This window comes from Drancourtella sp. An57 (assembly GCF_002161525.1).
Classification (GTDB): domain Bacteria; phylum Bacillota; class Clostridia; order Lachnospirales; family Lachnospiraceae; genus Sellimonas; species Sellimonas catena.
On record NZ_NFHY01000002.1, the window covers coordinates 163379 to 188950 of the forward strand.

Sequence of the window (25572 nt, forward strand, 5' to 3'; positions counted from 1 at the left end):
GTTATAAAAATCAATGCTTTTCTATCTTTTTAAGAACTCTTGCCGACGCGGTATTCCCGTTTCAGCGCGCTCATAATGACTCTGGATGCTACATCCACGATATTGAATCCAAAGGCAATCGCAAGACATGTGGTGGCTAGAAGGATTCCTTCACTGGAAATGAGCGCGGAATCATTGCTTACAAAACCGTACATCATATAGTACAGATTTGGTCCCGGAATCAAAGGAAATACAGATGCTGTCAGGAAAATCGTCGATGGTGCCTTATTGACTCTGGACATGATAAATGCATAAAATCCGACAAATACCGCTGCAATCAATGTAGCAAGAAAGTTGCTCGGTTCAATGGCAAATACGAGAGCATAAATTCCCCATGTAATAAACGCACCAACTCCCGAGTAGAATACCTGACGTCCCCGGACTTTAAACCATATGGCAAAACCGATACAGGCAATCGTACAGGAAACAAGCTGCATCGGAACACTTGGTGTCAGCATAAATCCTTCCATGGATCTTGCATGAAAGACCATCATGGCAAGCGCGATCCCAAGAGCAATTCCTGTTGCCCCGAGAATGGAATTTAAAATATTAATGGACCCGGATATAAAGTCCCGCTGCAGTAACTCGCGGAATCCATTGGTTGTACCAAGTCCACTGATCAGCAGCATGACAATCCCGATCATGATTCTGTCGGGATGTGTTCCGATTCCATTTCTGGTCGCCAGGATAATAATGATCTCAGATAAAAAGGCAAGGATCAGATTATAAATCATCAGATTTCCTTCCCTTGTGCTCAGCCATTTTCCAACAAATACAATCATCAGTGAAACAACCGCAGCAACAATCGCATCCATAAATCCGCACCCGAAGAATACGGCAAATCCGGCACCTCCCATGACTCCCGCCACATACCGGAGAATTTCCGGCTGTTCCGGCCGGTTCATCACTTCCTCAAACTTGATCTTCAGCTGATCCGCATCCGGCTTATGGGCACAGACATATCTGGAAAGATTGTTCAGATAGTCCAGCCGGTCAAAATCATTCTCCGATGTCTCGATATGCCTTACCTGAGTGATAAACTCTCCTTCCGGCGTCTTCGCTGTCACCTGAATGTTGCTTGGAATAACAAATACATCATATCTGACAAATCCATAACTTTTCAGCATTCTGTAAAGGGCATCCTCCAACCGGAAATTTTCCGCTCCGCTTTTCAGCATCTCTTCTCCGATATCCAGGATGCCTTCAATAATTCTGTTGTAGTCCATCCTTCTACCTCACTCCACTTTCTTTTTTCTTTCTTAAGCACTTTCCTATTCTAGCAAATAATAATCGATTTTTCATCCCTTTTCTAAAAGAATTCCTCTTCTTTTACAAATTTCTTACAATTGTGGTTGAGCCTGCCCGCACTCCACACAAAAAACAGCAACCGTTTCGATTGCTGTTTTTTACAGACAGATAATTTCTGCAAATAGCTATGCTTTTTTCCTTTTAGCAAGGAAATCTGTAATATTTTTCTTAATCATAAACAGAATTAACACTGCTCCGACATAACCATTCAGAACATAAATAACATTAACGAGTGTTCTGAATGGAAGGAACAGCCCGACGATCAGCCCTACAACCGCAAGAACAACTGTCAAAATTTTAAAACGGGAAGTTCCTTCTTTTGCGAAACGGGATGCCGGATTATAGAGCAGCGGAACAGCTGTCGTATAAATACCTGCAAATACAACAATTGCAAAAATAGCAGAAAACGGTTTCCAGATCTTCATGGCAAGAATCAGGTTCGGAATATCTGCATTCCATACATAAGCGCTTCCGTCCTCAAGCGGAGTATTGATATTGGCAATCTGGCCGAAAGAGATCAAAGCAATTGCAACACACACAGCAACCGTGCCGCCTACGATACCATAGTTAAGATCTTTTTTCTTGTTCTTGGATCCCAGCGCTGCCGTAAAACTTGCAAACCACAGAAGAACAAATCCTGCATAGGAAGCTGCTGAAATAAACCAGTTCGCACCTGCATTTTTGATCGTTTCTCCCTCTGCTGCTCCTGCATAGGCACCTGTCCGGATAACTTCCAGTCCTGCCGGAATATTGCCTGCATCCTGAATCACCGTAACAAGACCGATAAAAATACAAAGTACAACGATAATCGGCCCTACGACACCAATGGCATCAACGAGAGAATTCAGTCCGCCGACTACTGTAATTGTCGTAAGGATTGTAAGGATGACTGCACCTGCCCAGTTCGGAAGTCCGTACTCCTGATTCAATGTAGATGCCGCACCGCCGATCATAACCCAAAATGACATATAGCAGAAAATCGTAGAATAATAGTCACAAAATGTTCCTACATATTTTCCGCAAAAATATTTGTAAACATCATTTCCGTGTTCAAACTTCTGTTCAGCGCCTGCTTTCGCAAAGTTAAAATTGTAATACAGAAACATGACCGCAAAGCCAAGAATAACCAGAATTGACTGCCAGCCATATGCTGTATAGTATTGAATGATCTCCTGGCCTGTCGCAAATCCGGATCCGATGGTAAACGCGATTACCGCTCCTGCCAGAATCAGAACTCTCTTCCAGTTCACTGCGCCGTTCTCTTTGCCCATAGAGTCCCCTCCTATCCATCAAAAATTAAAAAACGGGTACAGTACAGATCTGTACTGTACCCGGATTCTGTTATTATTTTTTAGTTATCTTTCTTTAGAAATTGTCTTTTTCAAATACGGTCTGCTCGGTTACTTCAGTCTGAAGTGCTTTGAGCGCCCGGCGTACCATTCTCTTACGGATCTTCTTGGAATCCACTTCGCCCTGGGTTGGATCACCAAGCGGATACGGAATACCAACACCTGGGATAATTCTGTTGGCGCCGATTGTAAGGGAAATCGGAACTACCGTTGCCATATGTACTACCGGAACCCCATATTTTTCGATTCCTTTAACCATCGTTGCACCGCAACGAGTACAGGTACCTCATGTGCTGACGAGGATAACCCCGTCAACATGCTCCTGTTCTGTGAGGATCTTACCGATCTCATCACCAAATTTTGCTGCAGATCCTGTCGCAGTTCCTGTACCTGTTGTTGTACAGAAGAAGTTTACGAGTTCACCGAACTCTCCGTCTCTTTCCATTTCACGAAGTACATCAAGCGGAACTACCAGGTTCGGATTTGCCATAACGAACTGACGGTCATATCCACCATGGATTGTTGTAAACTCTTCCGGGCTCATAGAATCTTTTCCTTCGATGGAGTAGATTCCGAACTTCGTTGCATTGGAAGATTCGATATGATCCGGGTTTCCAACCGGAACAACACCACCGGAAGTAACAACCGCGATCTTCGCATGTTTGATATCCTTGATTGCCGGTGCAGGCGGTACCCTGTCAAATTTCGGCATCGGAAGGTCTGTCTCAAACGGCTCGCCTTTCATCTTCTTTACAAGCATCTTGATGGCACGTTCGGATCCTCTTTCTTCCGCGAAGTAGTTGACACGGATTCCTCTTTCGTGATAATTTTCTTCATTCGGTCCAAGAATCTCTTCGCCTGTTGCCATCTTCTTGATCAGATTTACGATGGACGGAAGTACTTTTCTCATTGTAGCCGCGGAGTTTCCTGTCTTTACTGTGATCACGTCCTTGCGGAACATATCAACACCAGGGTTCTCCTCATAGGCTGCTGTCAGCACCGGAATACCGAGTCTTTCTTCCACTGCTTTACAGATCGTTCCACATGCAACGCCGTAACGTCCTGCGTTGAATGCCGGTCCTGCAAAGAAGACGTCCGGTTCATATTTCTTTACCATGTCGATAATCGTATCGGTTGCTTCATCCAGATTTTCTCCGAAATAGTTGTCACCGCAGATTACTGTAGCTACGATTTCATAATCTTCACCAAGAGCCTGTGCAAGAGCTGCTCCTGGTCCAAGAGCCTCTTCTCTTACTTCCGGTTTGTAATCTGCCTTTTCCTCACCGCCGATACCGGCAAAGAACTGGTTAATATAATGAACAATTTTATATTTTGCCATTTTGGATCCTCCTTCCAAATCTTAATATCCCCTTGCTGCAAGGTGGTTAAAGCCGTTTGCGATCGTAGATGCAATGATGATCTGAAGCTCTGCCTCAAAGGAACCGTCTTCATTGACACATCCTGCCCATCCGCCGATCTGGCTTTCGATGTAATCCATAGTACCGATCACTTTGTCCATAGCCGGGAACTGTAATGTCGCATTTCCCTGTCCACAGGAGGAAAGCGCATCCGCCTCATCGCATGTATCTGCCAGAGACTGGGATTTTCCGTCTTTTCCCGGGAATTCGTCTGTGATCAGAACTACTTTCACGCCTTTGCGTTCTACTTTACGGCAGTTCATCATCAGGTCGGTATCCGGATTTCCGTATCCTTCCTCTGTGATCAGTACGCCATCAAGTCCCATCCATTCTGCCAGTTTTGCAACCATGTCAGAATGTCTCTCTTTATCAGCAAGGAATACGTTTTCATTCGTAAGGATGACACCCATAAAGTTGATGTCTTTTCCGTGATGCTTATAGCAGTCCTCGATAACCGGGTTGTGGAAGTGGTGATAGGTCGTAACCTTGTCACACGGAGCTACACAGTTTCCGGATACGATCGCGCCGTCCATGATTTCTGTCGGATACATGAATGTCGGTACGAACTGTTTTGCGTCAACTCCATAGTAATATGTATCGTGGAGGAGTCCCTGTGACTGAAGCATGTGGATATATCCTACTTTCGGAAGATCAGGATACATTGCGGCCTGCTCAAAAATCGGCTTCGTCTCATATGTTTCCAGTGTATCCGGTTCAATGTTTCTTCCTGCTTCTCCAAGGTAAGCTGCAACTTTCAGTCCTGCCATTCTTCCCGCTTTTTCATATACGTGGGTCTCAAGCCCTTCCTGAGGTTCGATTACAACACAGAGATTTACAGTCTTGGAAAACGGACAGTAATCTGCTGCCGGTCCGCTCATGTCGATAACACCTTCCTGGAAACCAACAATCCGTCCAACGGTAACTACGCAGCATCCGTCCAGCGCATGTGTTCTTCCCTCGCCTACTGTCGGTGTTACTTTCCCTACAACTCCAGGGAAAATCTCTCCGCCTGATACTTTTACTCTAGGTTCGATTACATCCTTCACCGGTGTAATACGTGTGCTGTCACCCGGACGGGCGATGTCAAGGCTGCAGCCGATCAATTTGTCATCTTCCAGAACAAGCGCTTCCACTTCTTCCTTATTGACATAGAGCACATGGTCTTTCACATATGTCTTTTCTGCAAATTGGATATCGTCGATCTTAATCTTCCCTAATTCCAATTTCATAGGTAAATCCCTCCTTCTTTGTAATCGCGATAACTTTAAGTCAAAAAAAAACTTTGTTATCTTTTTTCTTGTTCTTTATCCCTATTATATGATTTTGTCTTACAATTATCAAGTTTTTTATTCAATCTTTCTATACATTTTTTCGATAAGTTCTATAAGTTCAGCATTTCCACCAAAAAAAGACGCCTTCAGACAGTTTTCCCGTCTGAAGACGCCTCTTATTGAATTTGATATTCCTTATATCCTTTCAAGTCTTTCGCAAACATTCGAACCAGCTTTTCAATATCACGAATAAAGAGTCTTACCCTTCCGTTTACATCCTTTTCCTCAATTCCATCGTCACAGACCGTCTTGAAATATCCTTTGAACAGAAGGCAGACCATCCGGTTCAACGATACCGCATTATCGTATCCAATCGCATTGGAACGGATACACTTTCTGCACATTTCAAAATCACGCCCCATGAAGTCCCCTGTCTGAAGCATCTCGTGGAAGACCCTGTTGGAGAGCATCAGGTTTTCCGGAAACATCTTATAATACTCTCTGATGGAAACACGCAGCTTGTTATTGTTATTTTCGAAAAAGAGAAGATTATATGCCTCAGGCTTCCGGAATGCCTCCATGGAATAGCAGTACCATACCCCAACATAGATATCCCACACATTTTTCCAGTGCTTCTCCGCCGAGTTCAGACGCTGGATATAATAGTTCAGCTCCCCAAGCTCCGCATAGTAGAGCAGTTCGTCCCTGCTGTCAAAATAGCGGTACAAACTTGCGGTGGAACATTCCATCTCTTTTGCGATACGGCGGATCGTCACCGCACTGATTCCTTCCCGATGAATAATTTCATTTGCCTTTGCAATATAATCCCTTCTTGTCAGCCCTTTAAAGTACTTTTCATTCCTCTTCATATACCATTATCCTTACATCAGCCTCGGAACGATATTTTCGATTACCGAAAGGTCGATGGTTTTAAAATCTTCTTCTACATTTTTCTGGTAATGGTCCGGCGTCGGGGCAATCTCCTGCCACTGTTCAAAGGTCTCAATACATTTTTCAATCAGCATGATGTCTTTCGTATTGTCCTCCTCCCCTTTCGGGTATACCATAACCGAACGAAACGGTGTCTGGTTCGGCTTCAGGCTCGATGCCTGCGGGTGGGTCAGAAGGATATGCCGGTCATACACAAGGTCTCTCACCTTGATCAGTACGTCCCTGTAAGATCCCAGAAGAACGACTTCCATGTCATCTTTATATTTTCGGTACACTCTATCGTTGTTCGTCACCAGAGTTACTTTCTCCAAATTCCACATCGTATCTCAGCCTCTTTTCTGATTGGTTTCTTTTCATCTTAACACAGTTCTTAATTTTTCTCCATAAATTGCTGCAAATTTGTGGTAAATTGGTTACTGTTCACACCGTCTCGGGAACGCGTCAGCGCGACGGGTACGTATGCAGGCGGCGGTTCGGTGCGAACAGTAACGTAAGCCGGCATGAAAAAAGGGATCTGCATATTTGCAAATCCCCGTTTTTCGGTATTTCCATTAGTCTTCTACGGAAATGATTTCTTTCTTGTTATAGCTTCCGCAAGCTTTGCAAACTCTGTGAGGCATCATAAGTGCGCCGCATTTGCTGCATTTTACAAGATTCGGAGCGCTCATTTTCCAGTTTGCTCTTCTCTTGTCGCGTCTTGCTTTAGAAGTTTTATTCTTTGGACAAATTGACATCGGTTACACCTCCTTAAAATTCTTAAACAGATCGCGGATAACTGACATTCTTGGATCAAGACCCGGATCTTCACAATCGCAGGTACCCTCGTTTAGGTTCTGACCACATACACTGCAAAGTCCTTTGCAGTCTTCCCTGCACAGGGTTTTTGTCGGCCATCCTATCAAAATCTCATAATAGAGTAATTTGTCGACGTCAAGATGATATCCGTCAATATAATCTGATTCTTCGTCTGTCTCTGCAGTCTCTCCACCGACAACGGCATGTCTCTCAAAAGAAATCTCCATCGGAACTTTCACCGGACTGAGACAACGGTCGCACGGAATCACTGCAGTCAGACTGCAGGAACCGGAGACAGAAATCTCTTTTCCTTTTACATGCTCAATATGAATCTGCACGCTGCTCTTCTCCACAAGAGGGAAAGGACCGCCTGGCAGTTTCATCGCCTCCATCTCAAGCGGAAGGACGGCATCAATCGGTTTGTGCTGTTCGGACAGTACATCGGATAGGTTTAACAGCATATTCATTGCTCCTATTCATACCTTGACTATTATATCATGTCATTTCATTTTGTCAACAGTTTTTTTACTGTCTGAGGAGATTAAACCAGTGCTTTTGTCTCACGTGCAATCGCAAGCTCTTCGTTTGTCGGGATGACATATACTTTGACTTTGGAGTCTTCCGTAGAAATCTCGGATGCCACTCCGCGCGCCTGAGCGTTCTTTTCTTTATCAATCTTCACACCAAGGTATCCAAGGTATTCACAGATTTCTTCTCTCATCTGAGTATCGTTTTCGCCTACACCTGCAGTAAATGTGATTGCATCTACACCGTTCATTGCAGCTGTGTAGGAACCGATATATTTTGCCACACGGTATCTGTAAGCGTCAAGTGCCATGATCGCACGTTCATTTCCTTCGTCTGCTGCTGCTCTTACATCACGGAAATCGGAAGATACACCGCTCATTCCGAGAACACCGGATTTCTTGTTCAGGATGTTGAGCATTTCGTTGATATCGATATTCTCATGGTTGCAGATAAACTGCAGGACAGCCGGATCAAGGTCACCGCTTCTTGTTCCCATGATCAGTCCTTCAAGGGGTGTCAGACCCATACTTGTATCAACGCATTTTCCGCCGATGGAAGCTGAGATGCTGGCTCCGTTTCCAAGGTGGCATACGATTACTTTTGCATCGTCTTTTCCGAGGCATTTCAGTGTCTCGCCGGATACGAACATATGGCTTGTACCATGGAAACCGTATCTTCTGATGCTGTATTTCTCATAATATTCATATGGAATTGCGTACATTGCCGCTTTTTCCGGGATCTTCATACCGAAAGCGGTATCGAATACTGCAACGTTCGGTTTGCCCGGCATTGCTGCTTCACATGCTTCGATTCCGATCAGGTTTGCCGGATTGTGGAGCGGTCCAAGGTCGAAGCAGTCACGGATAACTTTCTTAACATCATCGTTGATCAAAGTTGCGTCGCTGTAGATCGTTCCGGCATGCAGTACGCGGTGTCCGATTGCTGTGATATCATCTGTGCTTTCGATAACACCGTGTTCTTTATCCATCAGAGCGTCCAGCACAAGCTGTACAGCCACTTTGTGGTCTTCCATCGGAGTCTCTACACTGTAGTTTTCTTTTCCTGTCGGTTTGTGTGTCAGTTTGGATCCGTCGATCCCGATTCTCTCGCAAAGTCCTTTTGCAAGAACACTCTCATTTTCCATATCGATGAGCTGGTATTTTAATGAAGAGCTTCCGCAGTTAATAACTAAAATTTTCATTTTTCTTTTCTTCCTTTCTATTTTGACTGGCACTGCACTGCTGTAATTGCAACAACACCTTCGATATCTTTGGCGCTGCATCCTCTGGAAAGGTCATTTACAGGAGCCGCGATTCCCTGAGTCATTGGTCCGTATGCTTCTGCCTTTGCCAGTCTCTGCACTAACTTATAACCGATATTTCCTGCATCCAGGTCAGGGAAGATCAGGACATTTGCCTTTCCTGCAACCGGGCTGTCCGGAGCTTTTGAAGCTCCTACGGAAGGAACGATCGCCGCGTCTAACTGAAGTTCTCCATCCAGCATCAGATCCGGAGCCTGTTCTTTCGCGATCTTAACCGCCTCTACTACTTTTGTGACATCATCATGCTTTGCACTTCCCTTTGAGGAATGAGAAAGCATTGCCACTCTCGGCTCTGCTCCTACAAGCTGTTTGAAGCTCTCTGCGGAGGAAATTGCGATTGCTGCAAGCTCTTCCGGTGTCGGATTCTGATTCAGACCGCAGTCACCGAATACAAATGTTCCGTTTTCTCCCATATCACAGTCCGGTACTACCATGATAAAGAATGCGGATACAAGCTTTGTTCCAGGTTTCGTCTTGAGAATCTGCAGACACGGACGAAGTGTGTCAGCTGTAGAATGGCATGCTCCGGAAACCATTCCGTCTGCGTCGCCCATCTTTACCATCATTACTCCGTAATATGGATAGTTGGTCAGAAGAAGCTCTCTTGCCTGTTCCTCAGTCATACCTTTTTTCTGTCTTAATTCCACCAGCTTTGCAATATAGCTCTCTGTCTTTTCACTCTTTGCCGGATCTACAATCTGTGCACCGCTGATATCGAAGCTTCCCTTATTCTTCGCGATTTCTTCTTCACTTCCGATCAGAACCAGTCTGGCTGTCCCCTCTTTTAAAATTGCCTCGGCAGCCTCATAGGTCCGGGCATCTTCTGTCTCCGGAAGTACAATTGTCTTGAGATCTGCTTTGGCCTTTGCCTTGATTTCATCAATAAATCCCATGATTTAATGACTCCTTTCCATATATTCTCAGATATCACTATTATAACGTAAAGGGAAATTGTATACAAGAGATAATCTGTCTCTTTTTTAGTACAATTTCCCTTTTTAAGCGTTTATAATTTAAACATCATTGTGACAATCGCAAAATAAACAAGGATTGTCCCTGTGTCAAGAAGCGTGGAGATCAAAGGTGTCGCCATGAGAGCCGGATCCAGTCCGATTCTCTTTGCGATCAGCGGCAGGGTACATCCCACCACTTTTGCCATACAGACAATGGCTATGATCGTCACACCGATCACGATACCAAGCTTGATATCATTATACATAATATAAATCCTGATTCCATTCGCGACAGAAAGGACCGCGCCGACAATCAATGCAATCCGGAGTTCTTTGAAAATCACCCGGAAAATATCTTTAAAACGGATTTCCCCGACCGCAAGTCCGCGGATCATCAATGTGGAGCTCTGAGAGCCGCAGTTTCCGCCCGTTCCCATCAGCATCGGAATCAGCGTAATCAGAATCGGCATGGCTGACATGGCATTTTCATAGTAGGCAAGCAAAAGTCCGCTTGCCGTCGCAGAAAGCATTAAAAACAGCAGCCACGGGATACGGGAAAGGGCGTGGCGCCAGACGCTCGTTCCGAAGTACGAGTCATCGTTCGGACTGACACCGGCCATCATACTGATATCTTCCGTTGCTTCTTCCTGCAGGACAATCATCGCGTCGTCAACGGTAACGATACCGACCATGCACATCTCGTTATCCACAATCGGGATTGCCACAAGACCGTACTTCCGGATCATACTGGCTACGTCTTCCTGATCATCATGGGTATGCGCGTAAAGGACGTTCGTATCCATAATCTCTTCAATCGTCTTACTTTCACTGGATGTCAGAAGATCTTTGATATCCACCCATCCGATCAGCTTCTTCTTTTCTGTCACGTAACAGGTATAAATCGTCTCCCGGTTAATACCGACCTGGCGGATCTTCAAAATCGCCTCTTCTACCGTCATTTCTTTCCGGAAACTGACGTAGTCGATATTCATGACACTTCCGGCACTGTCCTCCGGATACTGCAAAAGCGCGTTGATCTGCTTTCTCGTCTCTTCATCAGTCGCCATCAGAAGCCTGTCTACCACATTGGCAGGCATTTCTTCCAGGACGTCGACTGTATCATCAAGGTACATCTCATCCATGACTTCTTCCAGCTCGGAATCCGTCAGCGCATTTATCAGGAATTCTCTTGTCTCGCTGCTCATATAGGTAAAGGTCTCTGCCGCTTCTTCCTTGCCGAGGAGACGGAAAATCAGAACAATCTGCCTTTCATCTACCTCCTCCAGCAGTGCGGCAATATCGACAGGATACATATTTCCAAGTTCTTCTTTCAGTTCTTTAAATTTTCGTTCATCCAAAAGCTCCAGCAGATTTGTTTCGTTCATGTGTATCCTCCTTTCCTGCCGCCATATTATTTTGCAAGCGGATTCCTTTTATAGTATAATCACAACAAGGAGGATATTACAAGAAAATTATGAAAATAGTTGGTTTAATTACAGAATACAATCCATTTCACAATGGGCACGAATATCATATACAGAAGTCAAAAGAAGTGACCGGAGCAGACGCTGTGATCGTCGTCATGAGCGGAAATTTTGTACAAAGAGGCGCTCCTGCCATCATGCCCAAACATCTCAGGGCTAAAGTGGCTCTGAAATCCGGGGCATCCCTTGTTCTGGAGCTTCCGGTCTGCTTTTCCACCGGGAGCGCCGAGTATTTTGCACAGGGTGCCGTTGCGCTTCTGGACAGTCTGGGCTGTGTTGATTCCCTTTGTTTTGGAAGCGAATGCGGAGAGATTGATTCTTTAACCCGGATTGCGCAAGTGCTTGCGGATGAACCCGAAGATTACCGTATGATTCTGCGTTCCTACTTAAAAGAAGGGATTGCCTTTCCCAGGGCCAGAGAAAGGGCTCTGTCGGATTATCTGAAGGACAGATCCCTTTCCCGGATTCTTTCCAGTCCGAATAATACGCTTGGGGTGGAGTACATCAAGGCTTTGATCCGTCTAAAAAGTTCCATACGGCCCTATACGATTCTTCGGAAAGATTCCCGGTATCATGCGGACACACTGGAGACAGACGGCGGTTTCAGCTCCGCTACCGCTATTCGGAAACTTCTTTTGTTCTCCGGCAGTTCCCTTCGGACAGACATGGATACTCCTTACGATGAGCCAAAGCTTTCCTCTGTTCTGACAAGACTGGAAGACCATGTGCCGCCGGAATGTGTCTCCCTGCTTGAGCGGACCCACCTGATCCGCTATCCGGTATACAGCAATGATTTTTCATTGCTCGTCAAATACCAGCTGATGCAGGAAAGCCGCGGAACCCTGACCCGCTATGCCGATATTTCCGAAGAGCTTGCCAACCGGATCATGAAACATCTGAATGACTTTCAGAATTTTGACCAGTTCTGCGACCTGTTAAAGACAAAAGAAGTGACGTATTCCAGGATCAGCCGGGCGCTTCTGCACGTCATCCTCGGAATCCGTTCCTCCCTCTTTGAACAGTTAAGAGAAGACCGGATGGTTCATTATGCCAGAATGCTTGGATTCGTACGGAAAGACAGGGAAGTCCTTTCCCTGATCAAAAATCGTTCGTCAGTTCCGCTGATTCCCAAACTCAGCGATATGGACGCACTGTCTGAACGCGGCGAACAGATGCTTCATCTGGATATTTTTGCATCCAACCTGTATGAATCTGTCATCAGCAACAAATTTAAAACTCCGTTCTGCAATGAATACAGTCATCCGCTTGTGATTGTATAGTCGTATAAAAAGAGACTCTCTTTGGGAGCGTAGATGATTTCTTTTCATCTTCCGTCTCAAAAGAGAGTCTTTTTCTGATTTTAAAGTGTAATCACTTTGGAACATGCAATGGCCATCGCCCCCGGTCCAATGTGGCAGGCAACACTTAAGGAAAGGCGGTCCATCTCCACTTTATACTGAGGGAATCTGTCCTCAATCTCTTCTTTCCACTTCTGCGCTTCCTCATCAGAGCAGGTGTATGCCGCTTCGAGGTGTACCGGCTGATTTCCAAAACGGTGAAGCAGGTCTTTTTCCATGGCGTCGAGCATTGTCTTCTTCGCCTGTTTCCATCCTCTGACCTTGGCATAGGCATCCAGCTTTTCTCCCTGGATCTGCAGAACCGGTTTCAGATTCAGGACTGTTCCGATTGCTGCAGCGGCCGGTGTGATTCTTCCGCCCTTTTTCAGATATTTCAGCGTGTCCACAGTAATGTAAATACTGGATTCAAATTTGTTTTTTTCCAGAATTTCCCGGATCCCGGCTGCGGATTTTCCTTCGGATGCAAGCCAGATGGCGTCCTTGACAGACTGCCGCTGCGTCACGGAAATCCTCTGGTTGTTGACTACCTGCACACGTCCGTCATAATCATCCGCCAGCATCATGGCAGTCTCGCAGGAACTGCTCAGCCCGCTGGACATCGGAATATAGACAATTTCATCGTACTCTTCCAGATATTTGTCCCACAATCCCATGACATCCCCCGGCGCAGGCTGGGAAGTTTTAATATCATGATTTGCTTTCAGGCGCTCGTAAAATTCTTCCTGGGATAAGGTAATTTCCTCAAAATATTCTTCCCCATCGATAAAAAACGGCATCGGAAGGATTCCGATTCCAAGTTCCTTCCCTTCTGCCTGTGTAATTCCACTGTTGCTGTCCGTCAAAACGGCAACACGACTCATACCATCCTCTCCTTTTCTTTGTTTTCTTCCTATACGGTAATGATATCCGATCTGGTGTCTCTTTTGGCAACCATAATCGGAATGTCCTCTCCTTTGTATGGATTATCCCCGAGAGTGACTTCCAGTTTCACTGTTTCATAGGCCAGCTCGGCATAATTATTCTCCTTGCTCAGATGTCCAAGCATCACGCATTTCAGATCATCGTGCAGGATGTCGCACAGCAGTCTGCCGGAAGATTCATTGGAAAGATGTCCCCGGTTTCCCATCACCCGCTGTTTCAGGTAATACGGGTAGACACCGACTTCCAGCATATGTATGTCATGATTGGCCTCCAGAAGAACCGCGTCCAGATTTTTCAGATTCTCCACAGTATAATCATCATAGATCCCCAGATCTGTCGCAACAGCGGCCGCTTTCTTTCCATTTTCGAAGCGGTATCCTGTCGGTTCATTTGCATCGTGTGAAATCCGAAATGGCCGGACTGTCAGCTCTTTTAAAGTAAACGGCTCATCCGCGCGAATCTCATGGAGCAGTCCCTCCGGCATTTTCCCAAGACTTTTATAATTCCGGATTCCTTCGATCGTTCCTTTTGTGGCGTAGATCGGAATGCCGTACTTTCTGCTGAAAACTCCAAGCCCCTGAATATGGTCGGCGTGCTCATGGGTAATAAAAATCCCGTCCAGCTCGTCCCCTTTCACATCCAGATCCTTCAGTCCTTCCTCGATCCGCTTCTTGCTGATCCCGGTATCGACCAGCACGTGTGTATGTTCATCTCCTACATAAATACAGTTTCCGCTGCTTCCGCTGGCTATACTGCAAATTCTCATGTTTTCCTTTCTCCTTCAAAGTTTCTAGTACGATTCTAACGCTTCTTTGATCTGGATGCAAGTCTCTTTAAAATCCTCTCCGTTTTCAATCACTACGCTGCATGCGTTCCGGAACTGTTTTTCCGATTTCTGGTTCTTCATGATTCCGTCTATCCTTTCGTCCGTATATCCCCGGCTTTCTTTCAGCCGCTTTCTGCGGACTTCATCCGGCGTATGGATATACCAGAGTTCATCACAGATCTCCTCATAGTGATCCTCGATCAGAAGCGCTGCCTCGACGACAAAAATCCGCGTACCAGCCTCTTTTTCTTCCTCTTTTTTCTTTCGGATGTATTCCTTGACCCGGGGGTGTACAATCCGGTTCAGCCTTTGAAGCTTTTTTTCATCAGCAAACACAATGTTTCCCAGCTTTTTCCGGTCAATCTTTCCATCCCCGTCAAGAATTCCGCATCCAAACTTCTCTATAATTTCCTCATAGCAGACCTCTCCAGGCTCCTGAAGCTTATGCGCCACCTTGTCCGCTTCGCAGACAACTGCCTGAAAGTCTGTCTCCAGGAAGCCGAGGACCGTGCTTTTTCCGGCCCCGACTCCTCCTGTTATTCCTATTGTTTTCATCTGAATTCCTGACTTTTCTCTATTTGGCCTCATACCAGTTTGATCCGACGCTCATATCTGCAATCAGCGGAACCTTCAGATCTGCGGCATGTTCCATCTCTTCTTTCAGTATCTCTTTAACTTTCTCTACTTCATCGATTCTGGCCTCTACCAGAAGCTCATCGTGTACCTGAATGACAATGCGGGACTCCATCTGTTCCTCACGAAGCCGCTGATTGACACGGATCATCGCAATCTTCATGATGTCTGCCGCTGCCCCCTGAATCGGGGAATTCATTGCCACACGTTCTCCAAAACTTCTCTGCATGAAGTTGCTGGAAGAAAGCTCCGGAACCGGTCTTCTTCTTCCAAAAATCGTTGTCACATATCCGTGCTCTTTTGCAAAAGCAACTTCTCCGTCCAGATATGCCTTGACCCCCGGATAGGTTTCAAAATAGCGGTCAATATATTCTGCCGCTTCTTTTCTTGTAATGCTCAAGTCCTGACTAAGTCCAAAGGAACTGATCCCGTAGACAATCCCGAAATTGACCGCCTTCGCATTTCTTCTCTGCAGGTCCGTCACCTCGTCAAACGGTGTATGGAATACCTGGGATGCCGTCGTCCTGTGGATGTCCTTTGCTTCCTTATATGCCTGAATCAACGCCTCATCATCCGAACAGTGTGCCAGAATCCGAAGCTCAATCTGGGAATAATCCGCATCCACAAACACGAATCCTTCCTCCGGCACAAAGACTTTCCGGATCTGTCTTCCCAGTTCCATCCGGATCGGGATATTCTGAAGATTCGGCTCCGTACTGCTGATCCGGCCGGTCGCCGTAACAGTCTGGTTAAAAGTACCGTGAATCCGGTGATCCTCCGAAATAAAATTCACCAGTCCGTCCGCGTAGGTGGATTTCAGCTTTGCCAGCTGCCGGTATTCCAGAATCTTTGATACGACCGGATAGTCCGGCGCCAGCTTTTCCAGAATATCTGCCGCTGTGGAATATCCTGTCTTCGTCTTCTTTCCATGAGGGAGCTCCAGGTGTTCAAAAAGAACAACTCCCAGCTGTTTCGGAGAATTGATATTAAAGGTTTCCCCTGCCAGTTCAAAAATCTCCGCCTCCAGTCTTTCGATCTGGACGCCAAGATCCTGTCCGTATTCTTTCAGGGCTTCCGCTTCCACTTTCACGCCTGCCTGCTCCATATCAAAAAGTGCAAACACAAGCGGCATCTCGATTTCATCAAAAAGTGCTTCCATGCCGTATTCTTTCAGCTTTTCCCGGAGTACGTCTGCTGCCCGGTACATCGTATACGCCTCATAACAGCTCTTTTTCTCTTCAGAAAGCTTCGCATCAATCGTAAGATCCAGATATTCTCTTGCCACATCGTCAGGCTCATAGGAGCTCTTGAGCGGATTTAACAGGTAGGCGGCCACATGAACATCAAAGAAATTCTCCCGTCTGCATGTCCGGACATGCGGCAGTTCTTTTTTTACGTCAAACATGGAAATCTGCGCCCGGCTTTCTGTCAGAGCGGACAGACGTTCCATAAGAGCATCCGCGGAAATCCCGTTTCCGGTCTGAATGGAAACGATCTCGTCCTTCCCGTCTGCTGAAAAGGCAAGCACCGCTCCGGAAATACCGCTCATTGCGGCAAATAACGGAAGAACATTCTCCGTATTCCGCTCCAGAACAACACCTACAGTCCCGGCCCCTGCCGCCTTTTCAAATACAGCATCCATGCCGGCAGGGTCTGTTACGGTCACAAAACTGTCCTCAATTTCGGAAGCCGGAGCCTGAATCTCAAACTTTCCAAGCAGATTTTTAAATTCCAGCTTCTGGAACCACTCATATGCTTCAGCAGTAAAGAGTTCTCCAATCTTTCCTTCTTCCACTTCATACGGAAAATCCGCATGGACATTGATCGTCGCAAGTTCCTTGCTCATCTGTGCCAGATCGTAATGCTCTTTCAATGCTTTTGCCGCCCTCGGAGGCTTAAGTTCGTCCACATGGGCATATGCATTCTCGATCGTCTGATACTCCACGATAATCTTCGTCGCTGTCTTCTCTCCGATGCTCGGAACGCCCGGAATATTGTCAGAAGTATCTCCCATCAGCGCCTTGACATCGATAAACTCTTTCGGCGTCACCTGGTACTTTTCTTTTACATCCTCTTCCAGATAATCTTCCACTTCAGTCCGTCCCTGCTTCGTCTTCGGGATACGGATTTTTACTTTCTTTGTGGCAAGCTGAAGAAGATCCCGGTCTCCGGAAAGGACAACGACCTGCATGCCCGCCTCCTCGCAGCGTCTGGAAAGTGTCCCGATCAGGTCGTCCGCCTCGAGTCCTGCCTGTTCAATCAGTCGGATCCCCATCGCTTTCAGAACCTCTTTGATCACCGGAACCTGCTGCCGGAGCTCTTCCGCCATCGGCTTTCTCGTGCCTTTATACTCCTTGTACATCTCATGCCGGAATGTCGGCGCATGAACATCAAAGGCAACCGTCAGATATTCCGGCTTTTCCTCCTCGAGTATTTTAAAAAGAATATTTAAAAATCCATAAACTGCATTCGTATGAAGTCCTTCGGCATTGGTCAGATCCGGAAGTCCGTAAAATGCCCTGTTCAGAATACTGTGTCCGTCAATCAGGACAATTTTCTGGTCTTGAAATTGTTTTTCATTCATTGTCAAACCCCGTTCCATGTCAAAATACTTCTTTTATTTTACTTCGTTTTGCCCTCTTTTACAATGCTAAAATATGCCAAGATGCTCCAGAAGAATTTTGAGTCCGATCAGAATCAGGACAATTCCGCCGAAACATTCCGCTTTATTTCTGTATTTTGTTCCGAATACCGTACCGATTTTCAGGCCGGCTGCTGAAATCACAAATGTCAGGCAGCCGATAAACGCTGCTGCCGGGGCAATATTGACATCCAGAAACGCAAATGTCACGCCGACTGCCAGAGCATCGATACTGGTCGCCACTGCCAGCGCAGTCATTTCCTTCACGTCAAACCGTGCACCCACGCATTCCTCTTCTCCTCTGGACTCCCGGATCATATTTCCTCCGATGATGGCCAGCAGAATAAATGCGATCCAGTGATCCACACTCTGAATAGCTCCCTTAAAATTCACACCTACAAAATATCCGATGGTCGGCATCAATGCCTGAAAGCCTCCGAAATAAAGTCCTACACACAATATGTATTTCGGTTTTGCCACTCCCACAGACAGTCCTTTACAGATGGATACTGCAAATGCGTCCATGGCAAGGCCCACTGCTATGAAAAACAGTTCCAAAAATCCCATTTCTTTTTCCTCCTGGTTGTTTTTTCTTCCCTTAAAATCTGCGCAGAACTTCCGTAAAAAGAGCAAAAAAAAATCGAGTCCTACCCATATCATCTTCTGATACAGATAAGTCTCGTTGTTTCATACAAAGCCAGGATCGCTCCAATATGTTGACTTTGTCACACCGAAAGTGCCAACTACTCCCTTATGCTCATTCTTTCTTTGTCATTTCCGCGCCAGCGTTCATCGCTGTTTTGTATTATAACCGACATTCTGCCTTCTTTCAACATTTTTTTCATGATCTGAGCACTTTCTTTCTCACTGCGTCAAAAACGGCAGTCCTCCTCACCCGGGTAACTGCCGTTTTTTCTTATTTGACAGAAAACTGTTAAATAAAAATGCTCCGCAGAATGCGCACTCGCGCAAAGCAGAAGTTTGCCGCTAAAGCGACCGCGCCCGGCGCGAGAGTTCCGCAAGCGGAACTCTTTGTTATAATTTGGAATATCCGTAACTGTTTACCAGCGCCTCAACACGCTTTCCTTCCCTGCACATCGGGCAGCTCTGCGGAGTGTATGCTTTGTAGTCCGGCAGATCCGCGCTAGTAAAAATAGATTTCACTTCCATATCCGCGATCCTGGACACAGCACTGAAAATTCCTGCAACGCCGCACACCTTCCCGCCGTAATACAGTACAGACTCCGCTGCCTTTAAGATCGTCTTTCCTGTTGTAATCGAAGCCGCCAGAATCAGTACCTGCTTGTTTTCAATCATCCGGATCTTATTATCACGGAACAAAATCTGTCCCATCGTATCAAACTCCGGCGTCACAACAGAAATATTGTTGTCGTGGCTCATGGACATATTTGTCTCGTCCGCCAGAATCTCTGCCATAAATGTACCGATCACTTCCGTTTCATCCAGGCATACGATCGTGTCAATGTACGTATGCGTGTATTCCCCCGCCAGAACCCTGGCTGTCTCCCGCGCATTGTGGTGTCTTGTTTTGACTGTGGACATATCGATATAGGTATTGATATGAGAATTACTTGTGGCAAAATGACCTTTCAGAATCTTGATCCGCGCCTTCGGATTCTTCCCGGAACGCAGATTGGTTAAACGTTCATCCATAGGACTGTCCCTCCTTTTTCATTTCTTTCTGATACGGTAACGGTTTTGATAAAGTCATTATACCACATTTTCCCTGACAGGAGTATCTTATGAAACAGACTGCCAGATGACCTTTCCATCAATCATTGTTTTACACACGCTGGCATCCGTATCGAGTCCCGGCCTTCCTTTCACCAGGATCAGGTCCGCGTCCTTCCCCTCCCGGAGTGTTCCGACCCGGTCTTCCACTCCAAGGACGTGCGCCGGATTGATGGTCACCATGCGAAGGGCCCGCAGATACGGTACGCCCTCCCTGACAGCTTCCCCGATATGATGATACAAAGACTCTTCGCTGAGAATCGGCGAATCGGTGATCAGCGCCACATTCACGCCACGCTCATCCAGCGTTTTGACCGCTTCGATGTCTACTTTCCGCCGCTCTCCTGCCGCCCGGTATGTTCCGATCGGCCCGTAGCAGACATCGCATCCGCTTTCCACAATCTCATCGATATAATCGGATGCGCCCCAGGCGTGTTCCAGCGAGAACCGGACTCCATATGCGTTTGCCACTTCGATAGCGGTCAGCATATCATGCTGGGTACAGTGAATCTTGCATGGAATCTCCCTTTTCAGCGCCGGGATCATCGCCTCCATGTCCGCATCATATGCCGGATGATCTCCGGATTCTTTTGCTTCCATGTAATCTTTTGCTTTTCGGAAGGTGTCCCACAGCACCTGAGCCACACCCATCCGGGTCATCGGAAGCTGGTTTCTCTCTCCATAGGTTCCTTTCGGATTTCCTCCAAGAGCTATTTTTACGGCACACGGAGCCTTAATTGACATGTCAAACACATTATTTCCATATGTCTTCAGCACAAACGGAAGTCCGCAGAACACATTTCCACTTCCAGGAGTCAAAAGCATCGTCGTAATTCCGTGGGAATACGCTGCCTTGAATTCTCTTGCCTGCGGATTGACACTGTACCTTGCATCCATCGACAGGGTAACCGGATTTGTCATCTCATTTGCGTCATCTACAGAAGATTCTCCGTTAAAATCAAATAGTCCGATGTGCGAGTGCGCCTCGATCAGCCCCGGCATGACATTGAGTCCTGCCGCATCGATCACTTCCACATCCCCGGAAAGTTCCTCTTCCGGAATACGGGTGCCGATCTTCTTGATCTTTCCGTCCTCCACCAGAATCTCACCTGTGAAAACAGTATCTCCATCTTCCATTGTGTAAATCGTTCCATTTTGAATCAGAGTCTGTGCCATCAGAATACCACCTCCCCATTGATCATGCTGGTTCTGACTCTTGCCGCATAAGTTTTCACCGGATGTCCGGTATAGATGGAAAGATCCGCATCCTTTCCGGTCTCCAGTGTCCCGATTCTGTCAGATACGCCCAGCATTTTTGCCGGATTCAGCGTCATCATCTTCACCACTTCTTCCGCGTCCGCTCCTGCCCGGTACACTTCAATGGCGGTCCACAGGAACACTTCTCTTCCCTCTGAAAAACCTCCGTTGGAAGCGGTAAACGCAACCAGATTTCCATTCTCATTCAGATCGCAGATTTTCCCAAGATCCATTCCGTGCTTGGTTACCTGTGAGCAGTCGCTGACATTTCCCAAAATCAATCCGGCATTCTGCCGCTTGATCTCCTCCAGCGCCCGGTCAAACTCGTACCCGTCCACCAGGACAAGGGATGTATGTTCCGTTTTCATCATTTCCAATACACCCTGAATCTCTCCCGCTGTCTGGGCCGCCACAAAGGCCGGCATGCTGCCCTTTTCAAAGATTTCGCAAATCAGTTTTCCCTTTTCTTGTTCCTCCGGAGCTTTTGCCTTTCTGAGGGCCTCCTGAAAAATCCAGAATGCTCCCATTCTTGTTTTTGGCATCTGGTTTCGTCCGCCATAGACCGATTTCACCTCGGATGTGACGCTGCACTTGAGTGCCGCCTTTTCTTTGACAAGCCTGTCTGCCATCTTCATATGGGCAGTTTTGCATACGGCAATCTGTCCACCCATCACATTGGCATTTCCAGGAGTCAGGCCCACTGCCGTGATCCCGCTCTTATAAAACTCCTGGGCATCGATCTCATCCGGATCAATGGCATATTTCACATTCAGCTGCGGAGTCAGCGGATCGGTTTTCTCCTGATTGTCCAGATATCTGGACGGCATCCCCATGGCTCCCACAGAGGAATGAGGATCAATGAATCCAGGGAAAATCTCGCAGCCGGACGCATCGATCACCTCCGCCTCCTGACAGCAGATGCCAGGCGCGATGTCCCGGATCACCCGCCCTTCCGTCAAAATGTCGCATCCATCCAGGACGGTCCCGTCCCCTACATGGATTCTTCCGTTTTTTATCAGGTACATGCTGTTGTTGTCCCTCCTTTTCTGAAAAAAGCCGATCACAAAAGCGGCCGGCCCTTTTTGCTGACTGGTATTCTAATTTTCCACGGAAACCTGTGAAAAGTCTACCAGACCGTTTGTTGTTACATAATAATTTTTTACATGGTTTTTCACGTAAGTCGGTGATGCTTCCAGGTACATTGGAGCAATCAGGGCATTTCCTACCACAAGCTGTTCCGCCTGAAGATAGATCTCCACCTTTTCCTTGTCATCTATGACATCTTTTGCCTGATTCAGAAGTTCTGTAAACTTCTGGGAATCTTCATTGTTCCATCCTGTCTTGTCCGCGTTGAAATAACCATTGACCGGTTCAAACAGCTGCAGAAGTGCACTTGGTTCATTATAGTACGGTCCCCAGCCTCCGCAGGCAATGTCATAATCTCCGGCATCGATTTTATCCCACATGATGTTCCATTCCATCATATCGATCTGCACATTGATACCAAGCTTTTCTTCCCATACCTGTTTCATCCACTCACCGATCTTCTTGGAAAGCTCTGATGTTCCGCGGCTTGCGTAGCGGATCGTCATCTGAGACGGATCTGTACTCTTTCCAAGCTCTGCAAGACCTTCCTGCAGAAGTGCCTTTGGATCTGTGTATTCTTCCTGCATCTGAGTTACAAAGTAATTCTTTCCGTCTACAAGCTCTGTATAGGTTTTATCTCCCACCTTCATCGTATCCGGCATCATAGAGTAAATCGGTACAGACATACCATCCCGGAGCGTATCTACCATTTCCTGCCTGTCAAAAGCAATGGAAAGTGCCTGGCGGATTTTCGTATTGCTCAAATATTCATTTTTCAGATTGAACATAAAAAAATCCGGTGCACTGGACGGAACCGTCATCTCCTGGGAGTCGCCGGCCGCCGTGATGGTTTTACCCCAGTTGGTGTCCGATGTGCCGACAACATCCAGCTCGCCGTTGATAAACGCCTGCACTGCTGTGGAAGATTCCTGGATAACCTTGTAATTGACTTTATCCAGCTGCATGATATCCTTTATGATATACTGCTCTCCCATTGTATGGAGAGACTCAAAATACTTCATAATATACTCATCCACTTTGCAGCTTTCGAACAGATCTGCAACTTCAGAACCAGAGAGCCCTTTAAAATGACGATATCTCTCCATGCAGTAAATCAAAAAACCGGCTTCTTTGCTCATCTTCTTATGCCTCCTCCGGATAATCATAGGATCCTGTTAAAAGTTCATCCTGGTACATCGTATAAAGTGTCAGGGGGCTGTAATGCCATAGTTTCGATTGTTCATCAGAAAGTTCCTTGTATAATTTCGATCGATAAAAACATGAAATTGCCGATTTTTCATCTATATTACTATTTTTTACAATTTGATCGATAATAGGCGGTATAATAATAGCCAACATTGCACGGTATACATCATCATTTGCCACTGCCCCCCCCCCAAAAAAGAATCTACCTCTTGCTGCCCTTTCAAATTTCCAATTATTCAAAAACAGCGGGAACCCCTTTTCCCTGTGGTTTTCCCGCTCTTTTCGTATCTCTTTATTTGATAAAGTACTGCCGGCGGCGGGACTTGAACCCGCACATGGTTGCCCATAACAGATTTTGAGTCTGCCTCGTCTGCCATTCCGACACGCCGGCTTTTCCCGGCTGATTAAGCCGAGAATTATTATATCACAGCAACTCTTTGTTTGCAAGGAATTATTTCCAGATTTTTTCTGATTCCGCGATCAGTTCTTTTCCGATCTCAAAGCAGTCGAAGGTTGCAAAGTAGTCTGCCGGAGTCTCGGCGCGGCGGATCAGCTGTGCTGTTCCATCTTCTTTCAAAAGGACTTCTGCGGATTTGAGTTTTCCGTTGTAATTGTAGCCCATGGAAAATCCGTGTGCTCCGGTATCGTGGATCACGAGCACATCTCCCATATCGATCTTCGGAAGCATCCTGTCGATCGCGAATTTATCGTTATTCTCGCAGAGAGATCCGGTGACATCGTATTTATGATCACACGGCTCGTTTTCTTTTCCCATTACTGTAATATGATGGTATGCACCATACATGGCCGGGCGCATCAGATTGACCGCGCAGGCATCCACGCCGATATATTCTTTATGCGTATGTTTTTCATGGATCGCTTTTGTCACAAGACATCCGTACGGTCCCATCATAAATCTTCCAAGTTCCGTGTAGATTGCCACATCGCCCATTCCTGCCGGAACAAGTACCTTTTCGTATACTTTTCGCACACCTTCTCCGATGACACGTATATCATTCGGCTCCTGGTCCGGACGGTATGGAATTCCGATTCCGCCGGAAAGATTGATAAATTTGATATGAACACCGGTCTCTTCTTTCAGCTTGACCGCTGTTTTGAAAAGCACTTCGGCAAGCATCGGGTAGTACTCATTCGTCACCGTGTTGCTTGCGAGAAATGCGTGGATTCCGAATTCTTTTGCTCCTTTTGACTTCAGGATTTTAAATGCTTCTGTGATCTGTTCTGTTGTCATGCCGTATTTGGCATCTCCCGGGTTGTCCATGATGTCATTGGTAATCTGAAAAACTCCACCCGGATTGTAACGGCAGCTGATCGTCTCCGGAATGTGTCCGATCGCTTCTTCAAGGAAATCAATATGCGTGATATCATCCAGATTGATGATGGCCCCGAGACGGTTGGCAAGCTGAAAGTCCTCTGCCGGAGTATCATTGGATGAAAACATGATGTCCTCTCCTTTCATTCCCATTGCCCCGGATAACATCAACTCCGTAAAAGAGGAACAGTCACAGCCGCAGCCATACTCCTTTAAAATCTGAATCAGGAACGGATTCGGTGTCGCCTTTACTGCAAAATATTCTTTATATCCCGGATTCCATGCAAAGGCCTCCTTTAAAGCTCTTGCGTTCTCCCGAATTCCCTTTTCATCGTACAGGTGAAACGGGGTCGGAAATTCCTGAATAATTTCATCCAGTTTTTCTTTGGAAACAAATGGTTTCTTTTCCATCAGTTCTTTTCTCCTTTCGTAAGTTCAATCACTTTTATCTCATTTGCCATCGCCTCTTTGAAAATCTCAACGAAATTGCGCTGGCCTGTATACAGACAGGTGTTTCCGGACCGCTCTCCATATTCTCCGCTCAGGACAAAGGAGGAATCCACAATCATTCCCACCTGCCCTTTTTTGTCCCCGGCACGGTAAATGGTCCCTGGTTCTTGTAACTCTTCCCAGTCTGTGATGATGACGACTTTCTTTCCTGCATCGGAAAGAGTCTGCAGATCCGGAAGCACTACTTTCAGGAAAGACTGTCCGGCTGAAATATAAACTCTTTCTTCTGCTTTTTTCAGAAGACCTCTTGCCTTTGACTCCACTGCCTCCTGTCCGGAAATGGTGATGTAGCCTTCCTCTTCTTTTTTCTGAACAGGCGCATGGAGAAGCAGCCAGTCCTCCTCATTTTTCAGCTGGTCAATCTTTTCTTCACAGAACTCCTGAACCGGCACTGCAAGATATTTTCTGCCTGTCTCATTTTCTTCCAGATAAGCTGCTCCTTTCTCGCACAGAGAAGCCAGCGAGGCATAGACATTCGAACGGGAAATTCCCGTCAGTTTTGCCGCCTCATATCCGGTCAGCTTTCCATTCTCAAGAAGGCTCTCATAAAGGGAAGCCTCCTGTCTCGTTAAATCAAATTTCATTAAATGCTCTTTAAACTGTTCTGTACCCATATTTTCTCCTTAGTAGCT

At 46.4% G+C, this 25572-nt stretch carries 24 protein-coding genes and 1 tRNA gene; 1 reads left to right on the forward strand and 24 read right to left on the reverse strand.

The window, feature by feature from the left end; translation table 11 throughout:
* Positions 1-29: 29 nt before the first annotated feature.
* The 11 genes from B5G11_RS02365 to mgtE all read right to left on the reverse strand — a co-directional run bounded on the left by B5G11_RS02365 (position 30) and on the right by mgtE (position 11318).
* Positions 30-1265 carry a threonine/serine exporter family protein gene (locus B5G11_RS02365; RefSeq protein ID WP_087252045.1) on the reverse strand — a complete coding sequence of 412 codons (1236 nt, stop codon included), beginning with the start codon at positions 1263-1265 and terminating at the stop codon, positions 30-32.
* Between the two features lie 207 nt (positions 1266-1472).
* Positions 1473-2618, reverse strand: a complete 1146-nt coding sequence (locus B5G11_RS02370) for a hypothetical protein (protein ID WP_087168028.1) — start codon at positions 2616-2618, stop codon at positions 1473-1475.
* Between the two features lie 94 nt (positions 2619-2712).
* Entirely contained in the window at positions 2713-4035 is a 1323-nt protein-coding gene (gene grdF, locus B5G11_RS02375; RefSeq protein WP_087168029.1) for a sarcosine reductase complex component B subunit beta, read from the reverse strand.
* Between the two features lie 21 nt (positions 4036-4056).
* Complete coding sequence (gene grdG / locus B5G11_RS02380) at positions 4057-5343, reverse strand: sarcosine reductase complex component B subunit alpha (protein ID WP_087168030.1); 1287 nt, start codon at positions 5341-5343, stop codon at positions 4057-4059.
* A gap of 218 nt (positions 5344-5561) precedes the next feature.
* Positions 5562-6254 carry a TetR/AcrR family transcriptional regulator gene (locus tag B5G11_RS02385; RefSeq protein ID WP_087252046.1) on the reverse strand — a complete coding sequence of 231 codons (693 nt, stop codon included), beginning with the start codon at positions 6252-6254 and terminating at the stop codon, positions 5562-5564.
* A gap of 12 nt (positions 6255-6266) precedes the next feature.
* Positions 6267-6656: a GrdX family protein gene (locus B5G11_RS02390; protein ID WP_087168032.1), complete on the reverse strand. Its 390-nt coding sequence runs from the start codon at positions 6654-6656 to the stop codon at positions 6267-6269.
* 231 nt (positions 6657-6887) lie between these two features.
* A complete protein-coding gene (gene rpmF, locus B5G11_RS02395; RefSeq protein ID WP_087168033.1) occupies positions 6888-7070 on the reverse strand; it encodes a 50S ribosomal protein L32 in 183 nt (60 codons plus the stop codon).
* A 3-nt stretch (positions 7071-7073) separates the two neighbouring features.
* Positions 7074-7598: a DUF177 domain-containing protein gene (locus B5G11_RS02400; protein WP_343215459.1), complete on the reverse strand. Its 525-nt coding sequence runs from the start codon at positions 7596-7598 to the stop codon at positions 7074-7076.
* A gap of 74 nt (positions 7599-7672) precedes the next feature.
* Complete coding sequence (locus tag B5G11_RS02405; RefSeq protein ID WP_087168035.1) at positions 7673-8860, reverse strand: acetate kinase; 1188 nt, start codon at positions 8858-8860, stop codon at positions 7673-7675.
* Between the two features lie 17 nt (positions 8861-8877).
* Positions 8878-9873: a phosphate acetyltransferase gene (gene pta, locus B5G11_RS02410; RefSeq protein WP_087168036.1), complete on the reverse strand. Its 996-nt coding sequence runs from the start codon at positions 9871-9873 to the stop codon at positions 8878-8880.
* Positions 9874-9986: 113 nt separating this feature from the next.
* Complete coding sequence (gene mgtE / locus B5G11_RS02415; RefSeq protein ID WP_087252047.1) at positions 9987-11318, reverse strand: magnesium transporter; 1332 nt, start codon at positions 11316-11318, stop codon at positions 9987-9989.
* A gap of 89 nt (positions 11319-11407) precedes the next feature.
* On the opposite strand from mgtE, the gene B5G11_RS02420 reads away from it, so the two are divergent.
* Entirely contained in the window at positions 11408-12697 is a 1290-nt protein-coding gene (locus B5G11_RS02420) for a nucleotidyltransferase (protein ID WP_087252048.1), read from the forward strand.
* 80 nt (positions 12698-12777) lie between these two features.
* On the opposite strand, the gene B5G11_RS02425 is transcribed toward B5G11_RS02420, so the two are convergent.
* From B5G11_RS02425 to B5G11_RS02485, 13 genes are all read right to left on the reverse strand, one after another.
* Complete coding sequence (locus B5G11_RS02425) at positions 12778-13635, reverse strand: DegV family protein (RefSeq protein ID WP_087168039.1); 858 nt, start codon at positions 13633-13635, stop codon at positions 12778-12780.
* Positions 13636-13664: 29 nt separating this feature from the next.
* Positions 13665-14462 carry an MBL fold metallo-hydrolase gene (locus tag B5G11_RS02430; protein WP_087252049.1) on the reverse strand — a complete coding sequence of 266 codons (798 nt, stop codon included), beginning with the start codon at positions 14460-14462 and terminating at the stop codon, positions 13665-13667.
* Between the two features lie 24 nt (positions 14463-14486).
* Complete coding sequence (gene coaE, locus B5G11_RS02435) at positions 14487-15077, reverse strand: dephospho-CoA kinase (protein WP_087252050.1); 591 nt, start codon at positions 15075-15077, stop codon at positions 14487-14489.
* 19 nt (positions 15078-15096) lie between these two features.
* Positions 15097-17757: a DNA polymerase I gene (polA, locus tag B5G11_RS02440; protein WP_242958877.1), complete on the reverse strand. Its 2661-nt coding sequence runs from the start codon at positions 17755-17757 to the stop codon at positions 15097-15099.
* Between the two features lie 48 nt (positions 17758-17805).
* Positions 17806-18363: a manganese efflux pump MntP family protein gene (locus tag B5G11_RS02445; protein WP_087168042.1), complete on the reverse strand. Its 558-nt coding sequence runs from the start codon at positions 18361-18363 to the stop codon at positions 17806-17808.
* A 468-nt stretch (positions 18364-18831) separates the two neighbouring features.
* Positions 18832-19470, reverse strand: a complete 639-nt coding sequence (locus B5G11_RS02450; protein WP_087252051.1) for an orotate phosphoribosyltransferase — start codon at positions 19468-19470, stop codon at positions 18832-18834.
* A gap of 87 nt (positions 19471-19557) precedes the next feature.
* Entirely contained in the window at positions 19558-20724 is a 1167-nt protein-coding gene (locus B5G11_RS02455; RefSeq protein ID WP_087252052.1) for an amidohydrolase family protein, read from the reverse strand.
* Positions 20724-21830: an amidohydrolase family protein gene (locus B5G11_RS02460; RefSeq protein WP_087168045.1), complete on the reverse strand. Its 1107-nt coding sequence runs from the start codon at positions 21828-21830 to the stop codon at positions 20724-20726. Before B5G11_RS02460 ends, B5G11_RS02455 begins: the two co-directional genes overlap by 1 nt.
* A 72-nt stretch (positions 21831-21902) precedes the next feature.
* Entirely contained in the window at positions 21903-23030 is a 1128-nt protein-coding gene (locus tag B5G11_RS02465) for an ABC transporter substrate-binding protein (protein ID WP_158099189.1), read from the reverse strand.
* A 4-nt stretch (positions 23031-23034) separates the two neighbouring features.
* On the reverse strand, positions 23035-23337 hold the full coding sequence (locus B5G11_RS02470; RefSeq protein WP_144289662.1) for a hypothetical protein: 303 nt from the start codon (positions 23335-23337) through the stop codon (positions 23035-23037).
* Between the two features lie 68 nt (positions 23338-23405).
* Positions 23406-23488, reverse strand: a tRNA-Leu gene (locus B5G11_RS02475).
* A 60-nt stretch (positions 23489-23548) separates the two neighbouring features.
* Positions 23549-24841 (reverse strand): diaminopimelate decarboxylase, encoded by a 1293-nt coding sequence (locus B5G11_RS02480; RefSeq protein WP_087252054.1) that lies wholly within the window; start codon positions 24839-24841, stop codon positions 23549-23551.
* The gene (locus B5G11_RS02485; protein ID WP_087252055.1) at positions 24841-25554 is read right to left on the reverse strand and encodes a TrmB family transcriptional regulator; all 714 of its coding nucleotides are present in this window, start codon (positions 25552-25554) and stop codon (positions 24841-24843) included. Before B5G11_RS02485 ends, B5G11_RS02480 begins: the two co-directional genes overlap by 1 nt.
* Between the last annotated feature and the right edge of the window lie 18 nt (positions 25555-25572).